Annotated in this window: 20 protein-coding genes; 19 read left to right on the top strand and 1 reads right to left on the bottom strand. The window is 41.2% G+C overall.

Annotation, left to right across the window (positions count from 1 at the left end):
- The first annotated feature begins 34 nt into the window (after positions 1 to 34).
- The 14 genes from pseB to JMY01_RS12210 all read left to right on the top strand — a co-directional run bounded on the left by pseB (position 35) and on the right by JMY01_RS12210 (position 19562).
- Entirely contained in the window at positions 35 to 1033 is a 999-nt protein-coding gene (pseB, locus tag JMY01_RS12275) for a UDP-N-acetylglucosamine 4,6-dehydratase (inverting) (RefSeq protein WP_201576196.1), read from the top strand.
- Positions 1033 to 2205: a UDP-4-amino-4,6-dideoxy-N-acetyl-beta-L-altrosamine transaminase gene (gene pseC, locus JMY01_RS12270; RefSeq protein WP_201576193.1), complete on the top strand. Its 1173-nt coding sequence runs from the start codon at positions 1033 to 1035 to the stop codon at positions 2203 to 2205. Before pseB ends, pseC begins: the two co-directional genes overlap by 1 nt.
- On the top strand, positions 2198 to 2887 hold the full coding sequence (pseF, locus tag JMY01_RS12265) for a pseudaminic acid cytidylyltransferase (protein WP_201576189.1): 690 nt from the start codon (positions 2198 to 2200) through the stop codon (positions 2885 to 2887). The genes pseC and pseF overlap by 8 nt, the downstream gene beginning before the upstream one ends.
- Positions 2877 to 3974 (top strand): UDP-2,4-diacetamido-2,4,6-trideoxy-beta-L-altropyranose hydrolase, encoded by a 1098-nt coding sequence (gene pseG / locus JMY01_RS12260; RefSeq protein WP_201576185.1) that lies wholly within the window; start codon positions 2877 to 2879, stop codon positions 3972 to 3974. The genes pseF and pseG overlap by 11 nt, the downstream gene beginning before the upstream one ends.
- Positions 3967 to 4872 carry a UDP-4-amino-4,6-dideoxy-N-acetyl-beta-L-altrosamine N-acetyltransferase gene (gene pseH / locus JMY01_RS12255; RefSeq protein ID WP_201576181.1) on the top strand — a complete coding sequence of 302 codons (906 nt, stop codon included), beginning with the start codon at positions 3967 to 3969 and terminating at the stop codon, positions 4870 to 4872. The genes pseG and pseH overlap by 8 nt, the downstream gene beginning before the upstream one ends.
- Before the next feature lies 1 nt (position 4873).
- A complete protein-coding gene (pseI, locus tag JMY01_RS12250) occupies positions 4874 to 5926 on the top strand; it encodes a pseudaminic acid synthase (RefSeq protein ID WP_201576178.1) in 1053 nt (350 codons plus the stop codon).
- An 89-nt stretch (positions 5927 to 6015) separates the two neighbouring features.
- Positions 6016 to 9972 (top strand): hypothetical protein, encoded by a 3957-nt coding sequence (locus tag JMY01_RS12245; RefSeq protein WP_201576174.1) that lies wholly within the window; start codon positions 6016 to 6018, stop codon positions 9970 to 9972.
- Positions 9973 to 10592: 620 nt separating this feature from the next.
- Entirely contained in the window at positions 10593 to 11372 is a 780-nt protein-coding gene (locus JMY01_RS12240) for a CatB-related O-acetyltransferase (protein ID WP_201576170.1), read from the top strand.
- A 360-nt stretch (positions 11373 to 11732) separates the two neighbouring features.
- Positions 11733 to 12518 carry an AAC(3) family N-acetyltransferase gene (locus tag JMY01_RS12235; protein ID WP_201576167.1) on the top strand — a complete coding sequence of 262 codons (786 nt, stop codon included), beginning with the start codon at positions 11733 to 11735 and terminating at the stop codon, positions 12516 to 12518.
- Position 12519: 1 nt separating this feature from the next.
- On the top strand, positions 12520 to 13809 hold the full coding sequence (locus tag JMY01_RS12230) for a DUF4910 domain-containing protein (RefSeq protein ID WP_201576165.1): 1290 nt from the start codon (positions 12520 to 12522) through the stop codon (positions 13807 to 13809).
- Between the two features lie 339 nt (positions 13810 to 14148).
- Positions 14149 to 15207 (top strand): UDP-glucose 4-epimerase GalE, encoded by a 1059-nt coding sequence (gene galE, locus JMY01_RS12225; RefSeq protein WP_201576162.1) that lies wholly within the window; start codon positions 14149 to 14151, stop codon positions 15205 to 15207.
- Positions 15208 to 15315: 108 nt separating this feature from the next.
- Complete coding sequence (locus tag JMY01_RS12220; protein ID WP_201576160.1) at positions 15316 to 16200, top strand: UTP--glucose-1-phosphate uridylyltransferase; 885 nt, start codon at positions 15316 to 15318, stop codon at positions 16198 to 16200.
- A gap of 45 nt (positions 16201 to 16245) precedes the next feature.
- Entirely contained in the window at positions 16246 to 17961 is a 1716-nt protein-coding gene (gene pgi / locus JMY01_RS12215; protein ID WP_201576157.1) for a glucose-6-phosphate isomerase, read from the top strand.
- A 224-nt stretch (positions 17962 to 18185) separates the two neighbouring features.
- Positions 18186 to 19562: a UDP-glucose/GDP-mannose dehydrogenase family protein gene (locus JMY01_RS12210; RefSeq protein WP_201576155.1), complete on the top strand. Its 1377-nt coding sequence runs from the start codon at positions 18186 to 18188 to the stop codon at positions 19560 to 19562.
- Positions 19563 to 19573: 11 nt separating this feature from the next.
- On the opposite strand, the gene JMY01_RS12205 is transcribed toward JMY01_RS12210, so the two are convergent.
- Entirely contained in the window at positions 19574 to 21076 is a 1503-nt protein-coding gene (locus tag JMY01_RS12205) for a phosphomannomutase CpsG (RefSeq protein ID WP_307781405.1), read from the bottom strand.
- A 300-nt stretch (positions 21077 to 21376) separates the two neighbouring features.
- Here JMY01_RS12205 and mazG point away from each other — a divergent pair, with 300 nt between their 5' ends.
- The 5 genes from mazG to panB all read left to right on the top strand — a co-directional run bounded on the left by mazG (position 21377) and on the right by panB (position 26594).
- The gene (gene mazG, locus JMY01_RS12200; protein WP_201576153.1) at positions 21377 to 22309 is read left to right on the top strand and encodes a nucleoside triphosphate pyrophosphohydrolase; all 933 of its coding nucleotides are present in this window, start codon (positions 21377 to 21379) and stop codon (positions 22307 to 22309) included.
- Positions 22296 to 22715, top strand: coding sequence for a helix-hairpin-helix domain-containing protein (locus tag JMY01_RS12195; RefSeq protein WP_307781404.1), 420 nt, complete (start codon positions 22296 to 22298; stop codon positions 22713 to 22715). Before mazG ends, JMY01_RS12195 begins: the two co-directional genes overlap by 14 nt.
- Positions 22716 to 22900: 185 nt before the next feature.
- The gene (gene pcnB / locus JMY01_RS12190; RefSeq protein ID WP_201576150.1) at positions 22901 to 25123 is read left to right on the top strand and encodes a polynucleotide adenylyltransferase PcnB; all 2223 of its coding nucleotides are present in this window, start codon (positions 22901 to 22903) and stop codon (positions 25121 to 25123) included.
- A 45-nt stretch (positions 25124 to 25168) separates the two neighbouring features.
- Positions 25169 to 25669, top strand: a complete 501-nt coding sequence (gene folK, locus JMY01_RS12185; protein ID WP_374220352.1) for a 2-amino-4-hydroxy-6-hydroxymethyldihydropteridine diphosphokinase — start codon at positions 25169 to 25171, stop codon at positions 25667 to 25669.
- Positions 25670 to 25793: 124 nt separating this feature from the next.
- Positions 25794 to 26594: a 3-methyl-2-oxobutanoate hydroxymethyltransferase gene (gene panB, locus JMY01_RS12180; RefSeq protein ID WP_201576145.1), complete on the top strand. Its 801-nt coding sequence runs from the start codon at positions 25794 to 25796 to the stop codon at positions 26592 to 26594.
- Positions 26595 to 26639 lie beyond the last annotated feature (45 nt).

The following is a 26639-nucleotide window of genomic DNA, read 5'->3' as shown; positions in this document are numbered from 1 at the left end:
TGAATATTTTATTTTATGCATTTGGGGAACATCAATGCTTAGTAACTCAACAATTTTGGTGACAGGTGGTACAGGGTCTTTTGGTCATAAATTTATTCCGATGACTTTAGAAAAATATAATCCAAAGAAAATTATAGTGTTTTCACGTGATGAAATGAAACAGTGGGAAATGGCTAAGCTTTTTCAAGATGATCCACGCGTGCGCTTCTTTATTGGTGATGTGAGAGATAAAGAAAGGCTTTATCGGGCACTAGATGGCGTTGATTATGTTGTTCATGCTGCTGCTACAAAAATTGTACCAACTGCAGAGTACAATCCTTTTGAATGTGTAAAAACTAACGTGCATGGAGCGATGAACTTAATTGATGCTTGTATAGATAAAGGCATAAAGCGAGTAGTAGCCTTATCAACTGACAAAGCAAGTAGTCCTATTAACCTATATGGTGCTACTAAGCTTACCTCTGATAAATTGTTTGTAGCAGGAAATGCCTATAGTGGTCAGCATCCTACTCAGTTTGCGGTGGTACGTTATGGTAATGTCATGGGCTCACGTGGTTCGGTTATCCCATTCTTTTTATCGATTAAGGAGAAAGGTGAGCTACCTATCACTGATGACCGTATGACACGTTTTATGATTACTTTACAAGAAGGTGTTGAGCTCGTATGGCATGCTTTTGAAGACATGGAAGGTGGAGAGATCTACGTTAAGAAAATACCATCAATGAATATCATGGATGTGGCTAAAGCCGTAGCACCAGAAGCTCAAACTAAGATTATCGGTATCAGACCAGGCGAAAAACTACATGAGCAAATGATCGGCGCTGAAGACTCCTACTATACTTATGAATACGCTGAGCACTTTAAGATATTACCGACGATCAATAACTGGGGTAATTCACCAGAACGTGTGAAAGATGGTAAAAAAGTCCCAGAAGGCTTTGTTTATTCAAGTGATAACAATACTGAATGGATGCCAAGAGAAGAGCTTGAGTCTTGGATACAAGAAAATAAAGATAGAATTGGTAAAATATAATGAATTTTATCCCGTATGGTCGCCAAAATATCACTAAAGAAGATATCAATGCCGTTGTTGAGGTATTAGAATCAGATTTTCTTACTCAGGGGCCAAAGGTTCCTGAGTTTGAAGACGCTATCAAAGAACAGTGCAATGTTGAATATGCTCTGGCAATGAATAGTGCCACATCTGCTTTGCATGTAGCCTGTTTGGCTTTAGGTGTGGGTAAAGATGACATTGTTTGGACGACACCTATTACATTTGTGGCGTCAGCAAACTGTGCCTTGTACTGTGGCGCTACTGTAGATTTTGTAGATATTGACCCTCAGACTTATAATTTATCCACTCAAGCTCTAAAAGAAAAGCTGCAAATTGCTAAAGCAGAAGGGAAGCTACCCAAAGTAATTATTCCTGTACACTTATGTGGTCAGCCTTGCGATATGGAAGGCATATACGAGCTTTCTAAAGAATATGGCTTTGCGATTATTGAAGATGCCTCACACGCTATAGGAGGCAGGTATAAAAATGAGCCAATAGGTAGTTGCCAGTATTCGGACATTACTATTTTTAGTTTTCATCCAGTCAAAATCATTACGACTGCTGAAGGCGGCGTAGCTACTACCAATAGCAAAGACTTGGCGCAAAAGATGGAATTGCTACGCAGTCATGGTATCACGCGTGACTCTGAGTTGATGACTCACGAGCCAGATGGTTCTTGGTATTATCAACAAGTGATGCTTGGGTTTAATTATCGCATGACTGAAATGCAGGCTGCATTAGGTGTCTCACAAATAAAGCGTCTCACCACTATCACTGATAAACGTCATCAACTTGCCAATAACTATGACAGCTTATTAGCTGAACTACCGATAGTAACGCCTTATCAACATTCAGATGGATATTCTGGGCTACATCTTTATGTAATACGTCTCAAAACCAACCAGATACAAAAATCTCATAAAGAAGTGTTTGATGAGTTGCGAGCTGCTAATATTGGTGTCAACCTACATTATATTCCAGTGCATTTACAGCCTTATTACCAACAAAATCTAGGCTTCAAGGCAGGTGACTTTCCTGAGGCGGAGTTATACTATTCACAGGCGATTAGTCTGCCCATGTATCCCGATTTGACAGAAGAGCAGCAAGTTTATATCGCGCAAACTCTGGGGAGTATATTGAATCATGGCTAATATTGCAGTTATTCCTGCACGAGGCGGGAGCAAAAGAATTCCTAGAAAGAATGTTAAAGAGTTTTGTGGAAAGCCTATTATTTCTTATTCTATTGAGGCTGCAAAAAAAAGTGGTTGTTTTGATAAGATTATAGTCTCTACCGACGATCTTGAAATTGCAGAAATAGCTACAAAGCTTGGTGCAGAGGTGCCTTTTATACGACCTGATGATATATCAGAAGACTTTTCTGTAGTAACAGATACAGTTATCCATGCTATTACTGAGCTTGAAAAGAAACTGGATATTCAAGTGGAGCGAGCTTGTTTAATATATGCAACAGCTCCACTCATTAATAGTAGATATATAGTTGAAGGTTTAGAGAAGCTTCTATCTATGGACAAGAGTTTTGCTATAGGAGTAACGTCATATGCATTTCCTATTCAAAGAGCTTTATCTATTATTAATGATGAAATTAGTCAGGTATCTGATTATCGTGATGCGAGGTCGCAAGATTTAGAAGAGTATTACCATGACGCAGCCCATTTTTGTTGGGGTACTAAAGATGCTTTTCTGGAGAAACATGACTTTTTTTCTAGTAGCGCTACACCTGTTGTGATTCCTAGAGGCCTGGTCCAAGATATTGATACCGCTGAGGATTGGAAGTTTGCAGAAATGCTTTATAGAGCAAATAATGCGATATAAAGAAAAAAATATTGTCTTTAGAGTTGATGCTGCCAATCATATCGGCACTGGTCATCTACAACGATGTATAACTTTAGCTAAAGAGCTCCAAAAAACTGGGTATCAAATCATATTCGTAATGATTCCCTTTGACTTAAGTTTTATTAATCTTGTAAAAAAAGAGAGCATTAATGTCATCACTATGAGTGCACCCCTCTTAGAGAGTATAAAAACAGATGACTCTGCAACATGGCTAGGTAGAACTCAGGAAGATGATGCTAAAGATTTTTTGGCAGTTACACGCCATATAGATTTTTCTTGGTGTATTGTTGATCATTATTCTATAGATTATAAATGGCAAAAATTAGTCAGAAAAAATATCTCGAAGATTTTTGTTATTGATGACTTAGCAAATAGAAAGCATGAATGTGATATTTTATTAGACCAAAACTATTGGAGTAACTTCTTAACTAGATATGACCCTTTAATCAATAACAATTGCTTAAGACTACTCGGTCCGAAATATTCCTTATTAAGAGATGAGTTTAAAACTCTAAGAGCTACTGAAAACAGAGAAAAAACGGAACTAAGGAATATATTGATTAACTTTGGTGGCATAGGTAATTATGTACTGTTAGAGAAAGTAGCCACTGTTTTACCACAATTTTCTCATAAGTATAATTTTACAATTATCACTGGAAAAATGACTACTTCGAGCTTTGATGTTATAAAAAACAAACTCGCCAGTACAGGGGTTAATGTTACTGAAACAACTTCAAATATGGCTAAGTTAATGTTTGAAAGTGACTACGCTTTTGGTGCATGTGGATCGACTGTTTGGGAACGGTTTTGTCTTGGTGTAAATTCTGCTTTAGTTGAAGTAGCTGATAATCAACATGAGTTATTAGGTTTTCTAGCACATAAATCATTAGTTGATTATCTGGGAAAAGCATCTGAATTAAGCTATGAACAGATCCAAAGTTTTATTGAGACTTTAAATCTAGACTCAATTATCTATAGTGAAAGAAAGACTCGGATAATGTCACTCGTAGACGGTGAGGGTGCTACCAGAGTTGCTAGTAAGATTAAGGAGCTACAATATGTTTAAAGGCAAATTGCGTCCAGTTGTCGACAGAGACATAGATATGATCTTTGAGTGGAGAAATAGGGAAGAAATCAGAATCAACATGTATAATCATGAGAAGATACCTTATGAAAATCATAGAAAATGGTTTGCCTCTATTGCTACTAATAAAACCAATCAATATTTTATCTATGAACAAGAACAAAAACCACTTGGGCTAGTGTCATTTAATAATATTGATAGAGATAATAGCTTTGCATCATGGGCATTTTACTCTGCTGATTTATCCACTAGAGGCCTCGGATCTGAAATGGAAAGATTAGCATTAAAATATGCTTTTGAGGATTTGAAGTTAAACAAATTGTATTGTGAAGTGCTTGACTTTAACTTTCCTGTAGTACGTTTTCATCAGAAACATGGCTTTAAATTAGAAGGTGTAAAAAGGCAACACTATAAAAGGGGAGATAGTTTTTATGATGTCTATCAATTAGCTATTCTAAAAAAAGATTATGAAGAAATTTCTAAAAGTGACTTTAAGTCTAATATTGATAAGTCTTACGAATGGGTTTTTGAAATAGACACTAAAAAAATTATTGAGTATTCTGAGTTGTCTGGTGATAAAAACCCTATGCATCTTGATGATGTGGCAGCTAAAAACTTGGGCTTCAAAAGTAGAGTCGCCCATAAAGAAATACTACTTGCTGAGATTTCAAGAGTCGCTGCATCAAAGTACCCTGGTCCAAATACTACTTATATAGGTCAAGACGTTGACTATCTTGCTCCTGCCTATCCAAATAAAAAAATCACTGGCAATGCTACTTTAATCACACAAGTAGGCAGATATTGTTTGATTAGATATGAACTATTTGATCAAGATAAACTAATTGCTACATCAAATTCAGAGTTTCTGTTAGGAAAATAAAATGAAAATTGACAATAGAGAAATCGGGCTAGACTATCCACCTTATATCATTGCAGAAATGTCTGCTAATCATAATGGGAGTATTGAAAAAGCTTTTCAAATAATAGAAATGGCAAAGGCGAGAGGTGCAGATGCAGTAAAGCTTCAAACTTATAAGCCAGATACCATCACTATGAAAAGCAATCGTCCCGAATTCAAAATTGAACATGGGCTTTGGAAAGGTAAAACTTTATATGATCTTTATGAATCAGCCTACATGCCTTGGGATTGGCATGAACCCTTATTTCAAAAGGCCAAAGATGTTGGGATTACAATTTTCAGCTCCCCTTTCGATTTCACTGCAGTAGACTTATTAGAGAAACTAGATGCTCCTGCGTATAAAATAGCTAGTTTTGAAGCTATTGATATACCGTTGATTGAGTATGTTGCTCAAACGGGTAAGCCGATGATTATTTCAACAGGTATGGCTAACAAGCGAGAGATTCAGGACGCTGTCGATAGTGCGCTAGCTGCAGGCTGTCGTGAACTAGCGATACTTCATTGTGTGAGTGGCTATCCTGCACCAGCATCTGATTATAACTTACGCACAATTACTGATATGAGAGAAAGTTTTAATTGTGAAGTTGGTTTGTCGGATCATACTTTGGATAATACTTCTGCAATAGTGAGTGTAGCTATGGGGGCTTCTATTATTGAGAAACATGTAACGCTAGACAGGAATGGCGGTGGCGCAGATGATAGTTTTTCGTTAGAACCAGCGGATCTTGAAAACTTATGTATTGGTGCTAAAACTGCATGGGAATCAATGGGTAAAATCGACTACCAACTCAAAAAAAGTGAGAAAGATAATGTTAAGTTTAGACGCTCATTATATTTTGCAAAAGATATGAAGAAGGGTGATGTGATTAATGCAGATTGTATCCGTAGTATTAGACCTGGATATGGTCTGCCACCAAAACTATATGAGAGTATAATTGGTTCAACTGTTACTGTAGATATTAATAAAGCAACAGCTGTGACAGAAGAACTATTATCTGATTTTAAGAAAAATTAATTTTAATCCCTTATTGTTAATACTGTTAGCTCAGTTTTGAAATATATGAAGTATAACTTAATAGATATAAGTTAAAAGGTATAGATTCTATGTTACGAAAGTCCAGAAGTTTTATCAGTAAAAAGGTAAATAAAGCCCAAGATATATACAACAAATCGTTTATATATGAGAGTGATTTACCTGTTGAACTAATTGGTGAGAATTGGATCAGTAATTCTGAATCTGCAAAAGGAGTAGCCTTATTAGTAGGTTTTAACCCTTGGAAAAGAGATGTGGTAAGTCATTATTTAAATGAGTATAAAACGGCCTTCTTAATGGGGAGGCCAACTATCGAAAAACTATATAGACTCGAGAATACTTTTATTAATAAAATTCCAGAAGAAAAGTTGACTATATTTATATGGGGGAAAAAATTTAATCAAAAAGTATTTGAAAGGTACTTAAGGTTAATGAAAATCAGAAAGCCTACCTTGAAAGTGTGTTACGTTGAGGATGGTTTTCTCCGTTCGATTAATGCAGGTGTACTACATTCTAGGCCTGCTTCATTATGTTTTGATTTTGGTGGAAATCACTTTGAGAATAAAGCGACTGACTTAGAAGAGTTACTGAATACAGTAAAGTTAACAGAAGCAGAACACAATGATGCCCAGCGTCTTGTTAGCTTTTTTATTGATGCCCGTTTGACTAAGTATTTTAATCCTCAAGCGTTTAAATATAAGGAAAATTTTGAGAGGTTAAAAGATGTAAATCCAGAAGAAACAGTCTTGGTAATTGGTCAGGTTGAAACAGATGCATCAATTTTATACAGTGGTGGTGATGTAAAATCAAACTTTGAGTTAGTTAAAAAAGCAAGAAAAGAGAATAAAGGTAAAAGAATTCTATTTCGTCCACACCCTGATATTTTTAATGATGAAAAGAAATCAGAATTAAAAGCAATTAAGAATATTGCAGAAGTACTTGACCCAAACTATAGTCTTTATGATAGCTTTTACTTAGCAGATACTGTTTACGTAATAAGCTCCCTGTCAGGATTTGAAGCGTTAATACACGGCAAGAAGGTTGTAGTGTTTGGCACACCATTTTACTCTAATTGGGGATTGACGGATGATCGGGTAAAAATAGAACGACGTACAGCTAGATTAGATATAGCTACGCTTTTTAAGGTTGCATATGATATTTATCCCAAATACTTACACCCGATAACAAATAAAAAGTCTTCATTTTTAGAGGTAGCTAGTTATTTTATAGTTGATACCTTGCTTTTTAAATATGTATCTGACTTAGAGAGCGATGAACTGCTCTTAAATACCTTAAAGTATCAGGATCTTCTTTGCCCTGCTTATAAAGTGCTAGCTTACTTAGCGAGTACAAAAAGTGTCACTCTTGCAAATACTGAAGAGTTATTGAAGGTTGTCGGCAATAACTTCAGTTTACAAGATTATCCACAGATTGCAATTCTACTAGAGAGCACGTGTAATTATGATCAGTTGGCAATAATATCAAATACTGTCATATCAGAGCTTAATAAAGTTGTATCTTTGAGTGAAAGACTAGATCCTTTATTACTTAATAATGTTTTACACTCTTTATATGTTTCTCATAAAGGAGCAAATAGTAGACCTTTTGATGAAATTACCTCTCTAGTAGGCTTTTTAGATGAAGCTATAATTAATGATGAAATGCTTCCTAAGATTATTATTAATTATTTGTCTATTCTTTCAGATAACCTCCAGTATGATGATATTGAGAAGCTATTTGTTTGGATAGAGGCTAATACTTATAGTTTTGTTTACAAACTGAATCAGTTTGCATCTTATAATGAAGCCGTAAATTTCATTAATGTCAAAAAGCTTAGTCCGAATATATGGAAAAGAACAGTAGGTATTTTAAATACTAACCCCGTGCGTTCGGAAAGGGGTGTTTATCGTAGATCTTTATTAATAGATATCGCAGCTAAGAATTATCTAAACTTGTTGAATGAAGCGTATACTTCTCCTGATGATGTGTTCATAAATCAAGCGCTCTATCATAGTACGACTTCGGAAAACTCCCTAGCTGTCAGTTCGTATCGAGAACTTCTCTTGAATTTGCAAGTTCCGTTTGATATCAACTCTGATAATTTGAATGAAGGTTTGGCTGCAACTATAAGACGTAGGCTTGGTCATTTTATCGAAATAGGCAATTCATTTATAAAGAATGGTAATCTTGAGGAGGCAGAAGTTCTATATAACCATTTACCAAGTTATAGTGAAAACAAATCTCCGAGTATTGCTACTTATAAATTAAGACTTAGTAAGCTTAAGAATGGAAATAAAGGTCTTTTTTGGGAGTACAGTAAACTACCTAAGGAGATTGTAAGCCACGATGCTATTCAACAGCTCATAACAGTCACATTGAGGGAATCAGGTTTATTTGGTCGTTCGTTAGATACCTACGAGCAGCTTTATAATGTTGCGAAAACTCAATCGAGAAAGAAGGCGCTTCTTCGCGAAATTGACACTATTAAGTTCTCACAAGAAGCAAGTCGTATTATTAATTCTGTGCAACAGCCTAAATTACCTAAAGGCGTCATTTGTCTAGCCTCTTTAAGAGATTATAATATATTAGCGATGATGGCACCGGTAATCGTTGAATTAAAAAAACAAGGCTATGCGTTTGTAAACTTATGTGATGGTATTACTGAATATCAGGCTACTGGTATTGATTTTATAGATGAACTTGATGGTACCATTCCCTTTGAAATGCATGATGGCAAGCAATTTTATGATTGGAAGATTGATTGGGAAGGCAAGACTATTGAAGCTGAGGGCATAAATTTTTATCAAGGTTTTTATGAGTGGCTTTCACGGTATGTTCGCAGATATTTTGTTTATCCTGACATATCACCTGCAGCAATGGAGTTATTTAAAATACAGCTACTTCGATCGGATAGTATGTTGCGTGCCGCCGAAAAAGTATTTGATAATGTCGTATTAAAGGGTTTACCCGTTATCATAATTTCTGGACAACCTCATGCGCCACCTTACTCCATTATGCGTGAATACTGTATGTCCAAAAATCATCCGCTGATGTCATTCATTTTTAGTAGTGTAGCGTATGAATCATACTTTTCTAATTTAGGTAGTAAGTTTGCAACCACCATGTGCGTAACTGATATGACTGAATATCCTGATCATCGAGCACCATTTTTAGCAAGGAAAGATCAGTTTGAGAAATGGTATGAATTAAACTCCTCTAATCCTGAATTCTTAGATAAAGCAAAAGATCTCATCAGTGTAAATCGAGTAGGTTCTATTTCAGATGATAAAGAAATTGCAATCATTAATTACATAAAAGAAATGAAAGAACAAGGTAAAAAAATTATCTGTGCCTTTGGGAAGGTGCCAGTAGACTTGAGTGTGCCTTATGATGGTGGTCCAGCACATCAAGATATGTCAGATTGGATCACGCATACTGTAAAAATATGTAGTGAACATAAAGATATCGTATTGTTTGTCAAGCCTCACCCTCATGAAATAAGGCCAGAAATTTCACTTGATTTGGTAGAAGGTTTCGAGGATTTAATTAAAACCATACCAGGAGATAATGTACATACTCTTGGGCACAAAGATATTAATGGTCATGCTTTAGCGCCTTACTTAGACTTAGCGTTATTGTACAATGGCTCTAGTGGTTTAGAACTAGCTGCGCAAGGCGTACCTGTCATAATGGCTTCCCATTTTGGTCGTTTAGATTATCCTGTTGAGCTGTTATATCCAGAAAGTAGAGAGCAATATGCTGAGTTTATTAAAAGTTTAAATTACACTCCCCCTAGTGATGAAACACGCAAAAGAGCGGCATTTTTAATGTGTTATATGGGATCTGGCGAAGTCGCTATTCCCAATGAATACTCTATACGTCCGATTACAAATGATAAAACAGGGCCTATTAAATGGCGAAGCAACAAAGTATCTAAATTTTTACGTGAGGGTGATGAAAATATGAGCTTGGTAGCAAAACAGATGACCGAAAAAGTAGAAAGAGCACTTTCAATAAATACAGATTAACTAAGACTGGCTTTATCTGTTATCGAGCTATGTGCATGTCACACTCTTTTTATAAAAATCAAGAATTTAAAAGTGTTTAAAGGTCTTTTCGTATTAAAGCCGATAATTCATATGCATTGAGTTGATTAAATGCGTTATGCTGATTGAAATCAGAGTAACTGCAATCAGCATATTTTTATAACTTTAATAACAAACTATTTATCTGTGGTTTAATTTAGAATTGGTGAGGTTTTTTTGAAGTGATTCAATCTTTTATTTATTAGATTTTTTTATTATGCTTTTTATTTTTTTTATAATTCTTGAATGGTTGGAACTAGTTGTTCAGTATTGGCTAAAATTTTTTTAAATGCTCAAACAAGGTGCTGATTTGTTTGAGTTTTTTTGTAGCTTATTAGTTTATCTGTAAAGGGCTTAAAGGTTTTAATTATAATCTGATGATTAACGCATAGAAAGACTATATTAGTAGGGCGCGATAGTTTAGGGTTGGCACAAGTAGATCACTAAATAAGTTGGTAGATTAGCAGGATGTTGTTAAATGATTTCAATGTTTTATTAGTAGGATATCACGTTCTTGTTTTACGATTTTTATTTATACCTAGCTCTGAACACGAGGAGAAAATGTGAGTACAATTATAAAGTTGGATAAAAAACATATCGAGCTAATTATTGATCAGAAAGTATTCTTAAACTCTAGAGGAACTTATATTGATTCATGGCTAAAAACTGGCAGAGATTACAATACTTATGGAAAAGCAATTGTTGAGCCTTATTCAGGTATTTGGATTGGCCCAAGACTATCCTCTATAGGTTCATTTTCATATACCAAATCATATTTTCCACCACAGGAAGTGAAAATAGGAAGGTATTGTGCTATTGCTGAAAATGTAAAGCTTATGGGATCAAACCACCCTATGGATAGGTTAAGTGTTTGCGGTTTCTGTTACTCTAAAGCAGCTCCCTATGGTTTTTTTGAGAAAGATTTAGGTATAGACTTTCCTAAGAAGTCACCGAATTTACCTAGTAACTCTGCATTTACAACAATAGAGAATGATGTATGGATAGGAGAGGGTGTACTTATAAAAAAAGGGGTTACAATTGGTACAGGTTCTATTATAGCTTCACGTTCAGTAGTAACTAAAGATGTTCCGCCTTACTCTATTGTTGCTGGCTCACCTGCAACATTAAAAAAATATAGGTTTAGCGAGTCATTAATTGAGCAACTTTTATCATCAGAATGGTGGAACTATAAATACACCGATTTCAAAGAGCTTAATATTTTAGAACCTAATATTTTTGTTTCTCAATTAAACAACCTAAAATTGAAGAGGGATATAAAACCTTTCATAAATAAGACGGTTGATATACATGAAGAGTTTAGAATAATATCAAACAATCTTTAATATAGGTAGCGCGCTAACTTAAAGACTGTTTATAAGCCTTAAAACAAAGTGGATACTAATAAGCGGCTACTAAGACATTAATAAGGTAAATCAGGCTGCAAATTCTTACATTTGATATTGTTATTAAAATGTGGGAGAACAAGCATATAGTTTCAATGTTTATTTAACAGAAAAAGACAGATAGAAACTTTGTTTTAATAATAACTTCTTACGAGCTATCTAAAAATATTTGGTCACTATGAAGGGTGCTATGCAAAGATCGATATTTTAATAATCTCATGATAGTTAACAGTCTAAATGCTGAATCTTCATATGGATGAAAAAAGTATGGTTTTTATAACTTAAACAGTAGGAATTAATATGAGTTTTATGAAACAGCTAATCAACGATTGGAAAGAAGCAGGTATTAAGGAAGGTGATACTCTTCTGATACATAGTAGTATAAAAAGAACTCTAAAAAGGTTTGCTGATCAAGGGCTTATTATAAGCCCAGACGATATTCTTGAGTCTTTTATATATGCAGTGGGTGAGAAAGGTACTGTGATTCTTCCGTTATTTAACTTCAGTTACTCTGAAGGTGTTACGTTTGATATTAATAATACACCCTCTCATATGGGGGTGCTAACTGAAGCAGCAAGGAAACATCCTTTATCTGTAAGGACAGGTCATCCGATATACTCATTTGCGGTTATCGGTGCAAAATCTAATCAATTTGAGGGTGTTGATAATTTTAGTGGTTATGGGGCGGACTCTCCATTTGCTTTACTACGTGAAATGCACGGCAAAATAGCTGTATTAGATTTGCCAGATCAGAATAGTATGACCTTTTATCATCATGTGGAAGAGATGCTCGAGGTAGATTACCGCTATCATAAAATATTTAGTGGTAATTATGTAGACTCTTTGGGGAATGAAACAGTTAAAGAGTATGGTCTTTTTGTTAGAGACATTGAAAAAGGTGTTTTGACACATGTCAATCCAGCTGGAGAGTTGATGTGGCAGGAGGGTCTTTATACTGGATCTAGACCAAAAGAAGGCTCTGGGTTAAGAGTTGTATCTGCTCAAAATGTTTATGATTTTACTGCAGATATTATAAGATCTAATAAAGCAAAAGACATTCTCTATCGTATTGAAGGAGAGCAATAATATGACAGATATTGGTGTAGATATGCATAAGCTTTGTGAAAAGCTTTTTCCAATTTGTCGAAGCATAACTGGCGATGGTTTTCGTGAGTCATTGAGAATAATTAAAAATGATTTAGAGTTGCAGGGCTTAAGTTTTTTCGAAGTTCCAACTGGAACTAAGTGTTTTGATTGGGAAGTGCCAAAAGAATGGAATATTAGGGACGCATATATAATTGATCCTAATGACAATAAGATCTGCGACTTTAAAACCTCTAACCTACATGTCGTAGGCTACTCTACACCAGTTGATAAAGAACTATCTCTTGAAGAGTTACAGAAATACCTTTACTCACTCCCAGAGCAACCAGATGCCATACCGTATATAACCTCTTACTATAAAGAGAGGTGGGGATTTTGTATCACTCAAAACGAAAGAGATAATCTCCAGAAAGGAACGTACAGAGTATACATAGATAGTGATCTTAAGGATGGAAGCTTAACCTATGGCGAATTGATAGTTCCGGGTGAAACAGAAAAAGAGATATTTTTGTCAAGTTATTTATGCCACCCTTCAATGGCTAATAATGAACTGTCAGGCCCAGTAGTGACAGCGTTTTTAGCTAAGTGGATTTTGAGTCTGGAGTCTAGGAAGTATACTTATAGAATAGTTATAATTCCAGAAACAATTGGTTCAATTACATATCTCAGCAGAAATTATAAAAAGATGCAAGAAAAGATAGTAGCTGGATTTAATATTTCTTGCGTAGGTGACGATAGAGCTTACTCATATTTACCTTCTAGAGCAGGCAATACCCTTGCAGATAAAGTAGCAAAGCACGTTCTAAAATATGCGCAACCAGAATTTGTAAGCTACACATTCTTAGATAGAGGAAGTGATGAAAGGCAATATTGTAGTGGTGGAATAGACTTGCCAGTATGTTCCATCATGAGAACTAAGTATGGATGTTATCCTGAGTATCACACCTCACTAGATGACTTGAGTCTAGTAACACCATCGGGCCTATTCGGTGCTTATGAGGTATTAAAGAAGTCAATCGAATGTCTTGAATCTAATGAAACACTTAGCAAAACTGTTTTATGCGAGCCTCAGCTTGGAAAAAGAGGGCTATACCCTACAATTAGTACGAAAGATACACATTCAATTGTGAAAAACATGATGAATTTTCTGGCTTATTGCGATGGGGTTGACTCAAACTTAGAAATTGCAGAAAAAATTGATGTTCCACTTTGGGAGTTAGAGCAGATCATCAACAATTTGAAAGCTGAGAGTTTACTTGAGGTAAGTAGCTAGCTAGATCATTAGCTGTAAAGTGTCATGAAATAGATTGAGAGTTTATAAGAAGTCAGATACTGCAAGTACCTGGCTTTTTCTTTGGGTATTAGGTAAACCTCCTAACCATAATGCACTTAATAAATAGAATTAAGGTGCATAGTTTAGAAAAATAGCTGATTTTTGTTGGTAATATAGCCTAATTGTTAGTATAGTCGCTTATATGAATAAAGGTGAAAATAGCCAATCCTCTGCAAATTCGTTCTAGTAGCACGATAGAACAGCTATCACGCTTTTATTTGGAAATAACTATAGTATGATTGACTATAAATAACTATTTAAACACTTTTGGCTGATTTTATGACTAAAAAAATATTAGTAACTGGCGGTGCTGGATATATCGGCTCTCACACTTGTATTGCCCTGCATGAAGCAGGCTATGAAGTTGTGGTCTACGATAACCTATCTAACAGTAGCCGTGAAGCGCTCAATCGTATCTCTAGTATTATTGGTCAGCCTATCTCCTTTATCGAAGGTGACATCCGCGATGCTGATAAGCTCAGAGAAGTCTTTGCCTCGCATCAATTCTTCGGTGTCATTCACTTCGCTGGGTTAAAAGCCGTTGGTGAATCCGTTGCCAAGCCCTTGTTATATTATAATAATAACGTCAGTGGCAGCATCACTTTACTGGAAGTCATGGCAGAATATGATGTTAAAAACCTGGTCTTTTCATCTTCTGCCACGGTTTACGGCGACCCTGAAACTCTCCCTATCGATGAAACATCAAAGCGCTCTTGTACCAATCCTTATGGACAAAGTAAGCTTACCGTCGAGCATATCCTAGAAGACCTAGCGGTATCGGATGCTAGCTGGAACCTGATACCTCTTAGGTATTTCAATCCAGTAGGGGCGCATCCATCAGGGCAGATCGGCGAAGATCCGAACGATATCCCAAATAACCTCATGCCTTATATCTCGCAAGTGGCCGTCGGTAAGCTTGAGAAGCTCAGCATCTTTGGCAATGACTATCCTACCGTCGATGGTACGGGTGTCCGTGACTTTATCCATGTCACTGATCTGGCGCAAGGTCATGTGGCCGCACTGAATTATTTACAGCAACACGCCAGCTCAAAAAGCGCTTCGGATACAACTAGCTCCGTAGGCTTTCTACCTATTAACCTAGGAACGGGCAAAGGCACCTCGGTCTTAGATCTGGTTGCAGCGTTTACCAAAGTCTCTAAACAGCCTATTCCTTATCAATTTGCTGCCCGCCGTGCAGGGGATATTGCCAGTTGCTATGCCAGTGCGGACAAAGCCAAAGAGTTATTAGGCTGGGAAGCCAAGCTGTCTATCACTGAGATGTGCCAAGATACTTGGCGTTGGCAGAGCAAGAATCCAGATGGTTATAATAAGACCTAAGCGATATGAGCTGGATTGAGTTATGGTTATCCACCAATGCTCGCTTACTATTTCGACTTATTATTTTGAACTCAACCTCACCTTTCTCTTTAACATAGCCAAAAATTTATGAAAAACATCACCCACGCTGTTATCCCCGTCGCAGGCTTTGGTACCCGTATGCTGCCACTGTCCAAATCCGTGCCAAAAGAGCTGTTGCCGCTGGGCAATCGTCCCGCCATTCATTATGTAGTGGCAGAAGCGATCGCTGCTGGTATCAAGCATATTGTCCTCGTCAGCCATGCACAAAAAGGCGCGATTGAAAACTACTTCGATATCAATGCCGAGCTGGATAATCAGCTTAGAGCGAAAGGTAAAGATGAGCTCGCAGATAGTCTCAACTGGCTACCAGAGGATGTCACCGTCTCGATGATCCGTCAGGGCAAGCCTTTAGGACTGGGACATGCGGTATTGGCAGCGCGTCCTATCATCGGTACGAATGGCTTTGCCGTATTATTGCCCGATGTCGTACTTGATCCATTTACCACTGATATGTCTGCTGATAATTTAGCCTTTATGATTGATGCCTTTGCTAAGGATAGTCATTCACAGATATTGGTAGATAAAGTCGCCGATGAAGATGTGCATAAATATGGTATCGCCCAATTGCATGAAGCATCTAACGATGACAGTGATCGCAATAGCAACGAAAATGTGAATACCAGCTTTAAAGTGGCGGGTTTTGTAGAAAAGCCCAGTTTAGCAGAGGCACCTTCACGCTTAGCTGTGGTGGGTCGCTACGTGTTTAGCAATCACATCTTTGACTATCTGGCCAATACCAAAGCCTCTGTCGGCGATGAGATTCAGCTGACCGATGCCATTGATGCCTTAATTAGCGAATATGGCGTCAATGTGACCACCATGCGCGGCGATAGCTATGATGCAGGCGATATGCGCTCGTATATGCAGGCATTTATCTACTTTGCCGAGCAGCAGTTAGCGAGTAGTGAATAACTGACAGATAGCCGATAATTAGCAGATAAATAGCCGGTGAATAAAATGAAAAGTAACAGCTCGTATAGCGGATCATATAATAGCTCATACAATAAGGCGCGTAGCTCTGAATACTGGCAGCAATTGCAGACACTGGCAGCGCAGCCGTGGTCGCTGGCGCAGCTGTTTGCGCAGGACGATGAGCGTACCACCCGCTTTAGTAGCCAAGCGGGTGCGCTATATATGGACTATAGCAAGCAGTGTATCGATGACACCGTATTAGCCAATCTATTGAGCCTTGCCGATAGCTGTGAGTTGTCTGCCCGTATTCAGGCGCTACTACAAGGGGCGATGGTCAATACCAGTGAGCAGCGCGCCGCCTTACATACCGCGCTACGTTTGCCAGAGACTGCCGAGCTACAAGTAGGAGCGCAAGACGTGGTTGCCGATGTGCATCATAGTCTAGCAAGAGTGGCGCGACTGTCCGAACGTGTGCGCAATGGCACTTGGCGCGGGTTTTCTGGGCAAGCCATCACTGACGTGGTCAATATCGGGGTCGGTGGTTCTGATCTGGGGCCACTAATGGCGACCACCGCCCTTGATGAGTGGGCAGATACCGACATCGAAGTGCATTTCGTCTCTAACATGGACGGCACTCAGCTTGATAACCTGCTCAAGCACCTAAATCCTGAAAATACCTTATTTATCATCTCTTCCAAATCTTTTGGCACCGTGGATACCTTATCTAATGCCAAGACCGCCCTGTCATGGCTGCTGGCGACTGCCAAGCTGCGCGCAGGTACCGAAGACAGCGTCTTACGTCGGCACTTTATCGGTATCTCCGCCAATAGCGAGAAGATGAGCGCTTGGGGCATTCATCCTGAGCATCAACTGCAGCTGTGGGAGTGGGTCGGTGGTCGCTTCTCGTTATGGTCAGCGATTGGACTGGCCATTGCGATTCGCATTGGTATGCCAAGGTTTAAGGAGCTGTTGAGCGGTGCGCATAGTATGGATGAGCATTTTGCCCAAGCGGACTTTGGCGATAATTTGCCCGTGTTATTAGGGCTGCTTGCCGTTTGGAACAGTACCTTTTTACAAGTGAATGCTCATACCGTCTTGCCGTATGATGGTCGTCTCAGCTATTTGCCCAGTTATTTGACCCAGCTAGAGATGGAGAGTAACGGTAAGTCCGTCACCCTGCATGGCGACCATATTGATTACGATACCTGTCCGATTCTATGGGGTGAGATTGGCTCCAACGCTCAGCATGCGTTCTATCAGCTGCTGCATCAAGGAACGCAGCAGGTCTCTTGTGACTTTATCGCTTGCGTGCGTCGTTATAGCACTAAGGTGCAGAATAATGCGCCACTCCAGCAGCAGCATGAGCTATCGCTGGCGAACTGTCTGGCACAAAGTCGGGTACTGGCCTTTGGTAATGCCGCGGTTGGCGATGCGGCTGCCAATGCTGCTGATAAACCTGGTAGTGAAACGACAACGGCTTCTGAGGCGGATAAGTATAAGTACTACCGTGGCAATCAGCCGTCAACCACCTTACTGATCAACGAGTTGACCCCGCACAGCTTAGGGGCGCTGATTGCGCTCTATGAGCATAAAGTCTATGTCATGGCCAGTATCTGGGATATCAACCCGTTTGACCAATGGGGCGTTGAGATGGGTAAGCAGATGGCAGAGTCCGTACACCATGCCATGCAGCATGAGGTTGATGGTCAGTTTGACAGCTCCACCGATCAGCTATTACAGCATATCAAACAGCTGTCGTAGGGCGCATTCCATGCACCATTATTGCAACGTTTGACAGGTACTGAGTTATCGTAGGCTGTGGCTTTAGCCCAGCATTTTGCTCTTGCGAAGGTTTGATTTGTAGGGCGCATTCCATGCACCATTATTGCAATGCTTGAACGGTGCTTAGAAAGCACCCTACACAAAAATTTAGTCTACGCTGTAGCGTTTGTAAAGTAAGCCGACCGTATTAAAAAGGATAAAAGATGTCTGTTCATCCAAGCCATGCCAATAATAGTCATAATAAAATAAAAGTCTGCGTGATTATCGGACATAGTATTGAGGCCATTACTAGCGCCGTAGTGCTGGCAAGTCTCGGGCAGCGCGTGCACCTCTATGCCGATAAGGAACGCTTGGCGCAGCAGATACAGCAATATGGCTTTGAGCATCATCTGCAGGCGCTGTGGCAGATGTACGTGCAGCAGCAGAGCATTATCAGTCAGGCGCTGCCTGATAGTGCTGACACTCTAATACAGAGTTATGAAGCGATAGGTCAAGATGCCGATCATGGCGCTAGTCATCAGGGTCATGAGCAAACAACCGTGGCGCTGTACTGGTTGTTTTTAGACAGTATCAAGTCAGTTTGGTTGGATGACAGCTGGGTGACTGCCTTTAATCACAGTCATCAGCAGGCGCTACCTGTGATTATGAGCGGCATTGAGCAACTAGGGCATATCGCAGGGTTGGCTCAGCGCTTGCAGCGTGCTTGGGTGTATTATGTGCCGTTTGTCTTCTTAAAAGACGGTGATGCCTATAGCTCGATGTTGAACCCCTCATTGTGGCTCTTGGGTGAAAAGACCGCAGACAGCCGTCAGCATCTACCTATCTTAGCGCCTTTAATGCAGTCTGCTCATGCTGCTCATCATGCTGATATCGCCACCATAGAGTTTGCCCGCAGTAGCATCATGGCCATGCTAGCGACGCGGGTAAGCTTCATGAATGAGATGTCACGTTTGGCTGACAGTCAGCAGATCGATATCAAGCACGTCAGTCGCATCATGGGCTTAGATGAGCGGGTGGGCAGCAGTTACTTGCAAGCAGGTTGGGGGTTTGGCGGTAATACCCTACCGACAGAGCTGGTAAAGCTGCAGCAATCAAACCAAGAGCATAGTTTGGACATGCCGCTCTTGCAGTCGGTGCTGCATATCAACGAAGATCAAAAAGAGCTGATATTCCGCAAGTTTTGGCAATACTTTGATGGCTTTATTGATAATAAAACCGTCATGATTTGGGGTGGCAGTTATAAAGCAGGATCAGGGCGTACGGCGGACTCTGCCATTCATCCTTTGTTGGCATTATTATGGTCGTATAACATTCGGACGCTGGTCTATAGTGACAAAGCCCAGACTGAACTTGCTGCGCTGTATGGGCAGCAGCCTTTATTAAAGCTGATCGCCAGTCCTTATCAGCAGCTGGATGAAGCGCAAGCAGTATTTATCATCAGTTGGTCGCCACGCGATCAGCTCGATGTTGCCAAGCTCAATCAGCAAGCGATGCCAGTATTTGATGCGCAGAATGCACTGACAAGGGCTCAAATCAACAGTTTAGTGGGTGACTATATGGGTATTGGGCGTGCTAAGTAAGTCATCCAACTTTAAGCTGGCACCGCACCTTGCTCACTTAACCATGCTTTTATTTCTTGAATCTTGTCGGCTAATAGCTTCTCATCTCCGCGAGTTTCGATATTTAGCCTGATCAGCGGCTCAGTATTCGATGCGCGTAAGTTAAAGCGCCAGTCACCGAAGTTGAGGCTTAAACCATCAAGCATCGACTTGCTTGGGTTCTCGCTGCTAAATCTGTCTTCTATAGCGCGAATGATGGTTGGCGCATCATGGGTGGTAAGGCGAAAGTTTAGCTCACCTGAGCTAGGATACGCTTTGATATAGCCAGTGACCAACTCAGATAGCGTCTTACCCGTGACGGATAACAGCTCAATGGTGAGTAGCCACGGAATCATCCCGCTGTCGCAATAGAAAAAGTCACGGAAATAGTGATGAGCGGACATCTCGCCGCCATAGACGGCGCCTGACTCGCGCATGACTTGCTTGATGAATGAGTGTCCAGACTTACTGATGACCGCCTTGCCATTGTTTGATGCAATGACTGCTTCGGTATTGTAAATCACTCGTGGATCGTAGACGATGGATTCGCCCTGCTCTTGATGTTGGTATTTGTTTAAAAATGCTTGTGCCAGCATGCCGACCACATAGCTACCATCAATAAATTCCCCGCTTGCATCAAACAAAAAGCAGCGGTCAAAATCACCATCAAAAGCAATACCCAGATCGGCTTTGTTTTCCAAAACTGCTTGTTGGGTAGCCACTCTATTGGCTTCAATCATAGGATTGGGGATACCATTGGGGAAACTGCCGTCTGGAGTGTGATGTAATTTAATCACTTCAATTGGCGCGCCCGCTTGTGCAAGTTTATCAATCAATAAGTCAACCACGGGGCCAGCGCTACCATTACCTGAGTTAATCACCAGTTTCAGGGGTTTGAGCTTATCGGTATCGATAAAGGTCATCACGTGCTCGACATAGGCGCTTTTATCAGTCAGCAACTGCAAGGTTCCTGATTCATTACTGGTAGCGAACTGCCCAGACTCTGCCAATGCTTGAATCTCGGCCAGACCATCATCGGCGCTGATCGGCTTTGAGTGTTCTTTGACCAGCTTGAGACCATTATAATTGATGGGGTTGTGACTGGCGGTGACTTCGATGCCGCCTAAAGCCTGATAGTAACTGGTGGCAAAGTACACTTCTTCAGTGCCCGTCATGCCCAAATCGATGACATCGACGCCTGCATCTATCATGCCTTTGAGGGTCGCTTGTTTTAATTGCTCGCTTGAATGGCGGATATCGCTACCGATGACGATGGCAGGTTTTAGCGTTGTCAGTTCACTCTCTTGATCGGCGGCAACGGCAGCGTTATAACGCTGAAATAAAATCTGCGCAAAGGCGCGTCCGATACGGTAAGCGATCACCTCATCAAGGTTTACCCCAAGCTCACCGCGAATATCATAAGCTTTAAATGAATCGATCGTCATGGGATGAAATTCAGTTGCTGGCTGATAGCTAGGGGTCGCAGAAGTAGGCATAATGAGAAGATTCCTTGCGCTAAAGCAGTGAGGTGAGAAAATAGGGTGTGTTAAATATTTGGCCATACAATTATAAGCCAATTAGCGTTCAATGCTACACTATAGTCGATTAAATTTACAAACAATAGCGTATTGCTAAGAACAGAAGATTTGTAGGCTGTGGCTTTAGCCCAGCTATAAATCCTACAAAATTATAATGCTGGGCTAAAGCCACAGCCTACGTTAAGATATTTAAGGGGTTGAGATATTAGATGGTAAGTAGAAATAATAAAAAATGATAGAAAGAGAAGAGTAGCCTTTATGAATAATCCAGACCTTATTAATGCTCCAGTAAGTGTGAGTACCCATAAAAATAACAGCTCAACTGCGAATAATGAGAATCAGAAACAAGTCTCAGCACCCGAGCCTGTACAAGGTACGCCAAAAGCCAGCGGGCAGCTTGATGACCTTCTTGCCTTGATGGCGCGGCTACGTGCTGACTGTCCGTGGGACAAAAAGCAAAGCAATCATAGTCTTATTCCGTATGCTATCGAAGAAGCCTATGAGCTTGGTGAGGCGGTACAAAGCGATGATGACGAAGACATCAAAGGTGAGCTCGGTGATGTGCTGCTACAAGTGGTCTTTCATTGTCAGATGTACGCTGAGCAGGGACGCTTCGATATCAGCGACGTCATTACCACCTTGCAAGAGAAGCTGATTCGCCGACATCCGCATGTCTTTGAAACCGAAACCCTTAAAGATGAAGCGGCAGTCAAGGAGCGCTGGGATGAGATAAAAGCTGAGGAAGCGCTTGAGCGTCAAAGCCGCGGTAAGCCCAAACGTCGTCTCGATAAAGTAAAAGCGGGTAGTGCCCTTATGCAGGCGCAAAGCTTACAAAAGGCGGCCAGTAAATTGGGGTTTGATTGGGAAGGGGTCGAGGGCGCTATCGAAAAGCTAGAAGAAGAAATCGCTGAGCTGAAAGACATCATTCCGCAAACAGGCGAGACCTTAAACGCGGCACAGCGTGATGAGCTAGAAAAAGAAATGGGCGACTGTCTGTTTGGCTTGGTCAATGTCGCGCGCAAACTAAACCTCGATGCCGAGATGGCAGCGCTCACTTGTGTGCATAAATTTAAATCGCGTTTTGGTTATATCGAAGCGCAGTTGGCCGCCGCTGGCAAGCGTGTCGAGGACAGTGATATCACAGAAATGGATGCCCTATGGGAAGCCGCGAAACAACATGAACGTTCATAACACTCGTAGCATCTATTATATCTATAATAAAGGCTCATGCGTTTATTTGATAATGAGTGCTGTTTGTTGTTTGGCTATTATCAGCAGTGTCATGCTCACCAGTGTCATGATTAATAATGCCCATGCTGCGCCGTGCTTTGACAATCCCCAAGCTGCTTATAATCATCTGATTGCGCAAGAAAACGCGGCAATTCAAGCGCGTGATCAGGCCGTAATCAATATTAACCGTGCTACTGAAGGCGAGCTGACCTCATTGCACGGTATCGGTAGTAGTAAGGCGCAAGAAATTATCTTATATCGTGAGATGTTTGGTGATTTTAAAAGCGTTGATGAGTTAACCAAAGTCAAAGGTATTGGCGCAAAAACCGTTGAGAAAAACAGAGCCCGTCTAACGGTGCAAGAGTAGGTTTTTTGTGGTTAAAAACAGCATAACCCTTGATATTGACAAAATAGCGCACAACTAAAGCGCATAATACACCTAGCAAGCCTAAAGTTTGTTAGAATAGCGAATACATCCGCCTGATAAACGCTAAGCTCGTTAAAAGCTAAGTTAATCAAGAGCGGTTAAGAATACCGGCGAGGAGTAGATGCATGGCCGAGCGTGCCGCCAAGCAGTTAGAACTGAATAAATCTGAATTACCAAATTCCATCACTGAAGTTATTGCCACATTATCCCGAGCTGGGTTTGATGCCTATATCGTCGGTGGCGGGGTGCGTGACACCTTATTAGGTCTGCAGCCCAAAGACTTTGACGCCGTCACTGATGCCAAACCGCACGAAATCAAAGACGTCTTTGGTAAGCGCTGCCGCATTATCGGTCGTCGTTTCCAGTTGGCGCATGTCTACTCTGGACGCGACTTGATTGAAGTCGCTACGTTTCGAGGGCCACCAACCAGTGATGCCAATACCAACCAAGACGGTATGATCCTGCGTGACAATGTCTGGGGCGATATCAAGCAAGACTTTGCCCGTCGTGACTTTTCGATTAATGCGCTTTATTATCAGCCGCTCAAAGGCGTGGTGCATGATTTTTGCGGTGCGCTTGAAGACATTAATAATAAGACTATTCGCTTGTTAGGTCATGCGCCAGTACGCATTGAAGAAGATCCCGTACGGCTGTTACGTGCTCTGCGCTTTAAAGCCAAGTTGGGTTTTGAGTTTGATAAAGAGTTGTCTGAGCAGTTCCATGACAACAACTGGGCGCTACTCGAGCAAATATCGCCGCATCGTCTCTATGATGAGACGCAAAAGATGTTTGCCGGTGGTTATCTGGTGCCGTTATTGCCGCTCTTGTTTGAATCGGGTGCGATTGACAGCTTACTTATCTATCCGCCGTCTGAGCCAAGCGCCTTGGTGAAGCAAGTCGCTATCAATACTGACAAACGTATTGCCGCAGGGAAAAGCATCAATCCCGCGTTTTTCTATGCAGCCCTCTTGTGGGAAAACTATCTGCATCAGCTAGAAAAAGCCAAAAAGCGCAACATGCCATTCGCCGAAGCGCAATTGCATGCCGCCAGCAAAGTCATCGACCGTCAGCGCATCAAGACGGCTATTCCTAAGTTTGCTGAGCAGTTCATCCGCGACATCTGGCTATTGCAGCCAAAACTCTCTGCGCCGCGTAGCAAGCAAATTGTACAGCTTTCTGAACATCCACGTTTTCGTGCTGGTTTTGACTTTTTATTGTTGCGTGAGCAGTGCGGCGACGCTGAGCATCCACTGTCAGAGTCGACCAATGGCATGGGCGACTGGTGGCAGACCTATCAAACTCTGTCAGAAAAAGAGCAACAGCAAGCCATCGATAGCTTTGATGAAAATCTGCGCCGCGGTGCTCACAAAAAAGGGCAGCGTGGCCGTGGACGCAATCGCCAAAAGCCTGCGACAAGTACTGCAGATGAGTTAGTGGTTAGTCAAAGCGACACTAAGCATCATCAAGATAATGGCAGCGCTGCAAAAGAGGACTCAAACGTACCCTCACGCCGTCGCCGTGCCGAAAGCTTGCCTGCAAACGCTAAGCACTCTGCTAATAAACGCAAAACGCAAGGTGAGCAGCAGAGCAAACAAGACAGCAAAGAGCTGGCACAGTTGCAGCAGCTATCGCTTGCTGGTGATACTAAGCAATCGTCACACAAGCGTCAGGCATCTAAACCTGCCCCGTTATTTGTCATCGAACACGAAAAAGTGGTGCCACCACTACCAAGACAGCCAGCGGATGAGCAGCAGCAAAAAGACAGTCAAACGCCTGCTCAAAAAAAGCCTGTACAAAAAGAGCCAGCCTCTCATAAAGCAGCCGTTAAGCATGATGAAAAGGATCAGCAAACATCAAGTGCAAAGTCGGATGCGAAGGTTGATGGCTCAAACATTGCTCAGCCAGATCAAGTAAAGCAGCCTGAGGCTAAATCCTCATCTGCTACTCCAGAAAAGGCAACTCGCAGCATAGCAAGATCGCCTGCGCTAGTGAGCATGAACAACGAGCCAATACCGCATAAGCGCCGCCGTCGTCGTCAGCCTAGCGCTGCTAGCGTCAGTGTTACTAGCGATGCTCCAGAGTCAACAACTGGCACTAAGTACGCAAAAAAAGCACCTAAACCAGCGGCACAAGTTGATCAAAAGCATAACCAGGCTAAAGCAGATGCCCAAGCTCAACAGTCAGAAAAACAGCTAACCAAAGCACCCGTGGCGGTAGCAGAAACAACAAAAGCTACCAAAAGCAGTCAAGTGGCGGACAGTCTAGCCATTGCTAGCAAGCTGAATGACAATAAAGGGCCAATACCGCATAAGCGTCGCCGTCGTCAGCCAAGCACTGACAATGCGTAGCTTGAATAACTAAGTAGCGATAACTATTAGAATAAAATGAGCACCATGAATAATGCTAATTGGGTTACCTGCTATGTGGGCTTGGGTAGCAATCTCTCTAATGAGTTGGGATCGCCTACAGAGCACTTGCAGCAAGCCATTGCAGCGATGCGAGAGCATGAGCAAATACGCAAAGTTGATGTCTCTTCGTTCTATGCCTCAGCGCCTATGGGGCCACAAGACCAGCCAGACTTTGTCAATGCAGTTGCAAGCTTTGAAACGACATTGACCCCTGCTGAGTTGCTCGCATTTTGCCAACAGTTGGAGCAGCAAGCGTTGCGCGCGCGATTGCGCCGTTGGGGTGAGCGTAGCCTTGATGTGGATATCTTGTTGTACGGTGAAGCGCAAATCGCAGAGCCACAACTCACCATACCGCATGCTGGACTGCTTGAGCGCAATTTTGTCCTGATACCGCTACGTGAGTTGGCAGCAGATATTATGATTTCGGGTCAACCGATAGACAGTTATGCAGCTAGTAATGACTGGACAGGCTTAAAGCTACTATAGTCAATCCACTATAAAATTCATACCAGTAGCACGCCGTAAAAACTGTACTCTTTTTATTTAGGACTCACTATAGTGAGAGTTAAAAGCATTTAGTTAAAGGCATTGCAGATTAATTGAGGGTCATATGACGACGTTATCTACTTTAAATAAATTTAAAAAAGACGGTATCAAGTTTACCTGTTTGACCTGCTATGACGCGATGTTTGCGCGGATGATGGATAAGGCGCAGATTGATACCATCTTGATCGGTGACAGTTTGGGCATGGTAGTACAAGGTCATGACTCAACACTGCCTGTAACAGTCGATGACATGGCATATCATACTGCCAATATTGCTCGTAGCAATGAGCACGCCCTGATTTTAGCTGACTTGCCATTTATGAGCTATGTGACCTTGCCAGAAGCTGTAGCTAATAGCAGGCAGTTGATGCAAGCGGGCGCGCATGTGATCAAGATCGAAGGCGGTAGTGAGCTTTGTGATTTGGTCAAGACGTTAGCGCAAGCGGGTACGCCAACGTGTGTGCATTTGGGACTAACGCCACAACTGGTCAATGTCTTTGGCGGCTATAAGATTCAAGGCCGCGGTGATGAAGCGGCTAATAAACTACTTGCGGACGCCAAAGCAGTCGTCGCCGCAGGTGCTGCATTATTGGTATTGGAGTGTGTACCTGCTGAGCTTGCCAAAGCAGTGACAGAAGCGGTGGCTGTGCCCGTCATTGGTATTGGCGCTGGTGCCGATACTGACGGTCAAGTATTGGTGATGCATGACATGCTGGGCATGGTGCATGGACGCGTGCCGCGCTTTGTTCATGACTTTTTGACCGATGAGCGCAATAGCGCCCACAGCATCGAAGGTGCCTTTGCCCTGTATCAGCAGTCAGTCCGTGAAGGCAGTTTTCCAACTGAGCAGCACCAATTTAGCTAGTTTTATGTAATCTGTTGGTTTTTACGATTCGAAATAGAAGAAAAT

This window comes from Psychrobacter sp. H8-1 (genome assembly GCF_904846575.1).
Taxonomy (GTDB): Bacteria; Pseudomonadota; Gammaproteobacteria; order Pseudomonadales; family Moraxellaceae; genus Psychrobacter; species Psychrobacter fulvigenes.
This window is presented reverse-complemented; position numbering and strand designations above follow the sequence as displayed.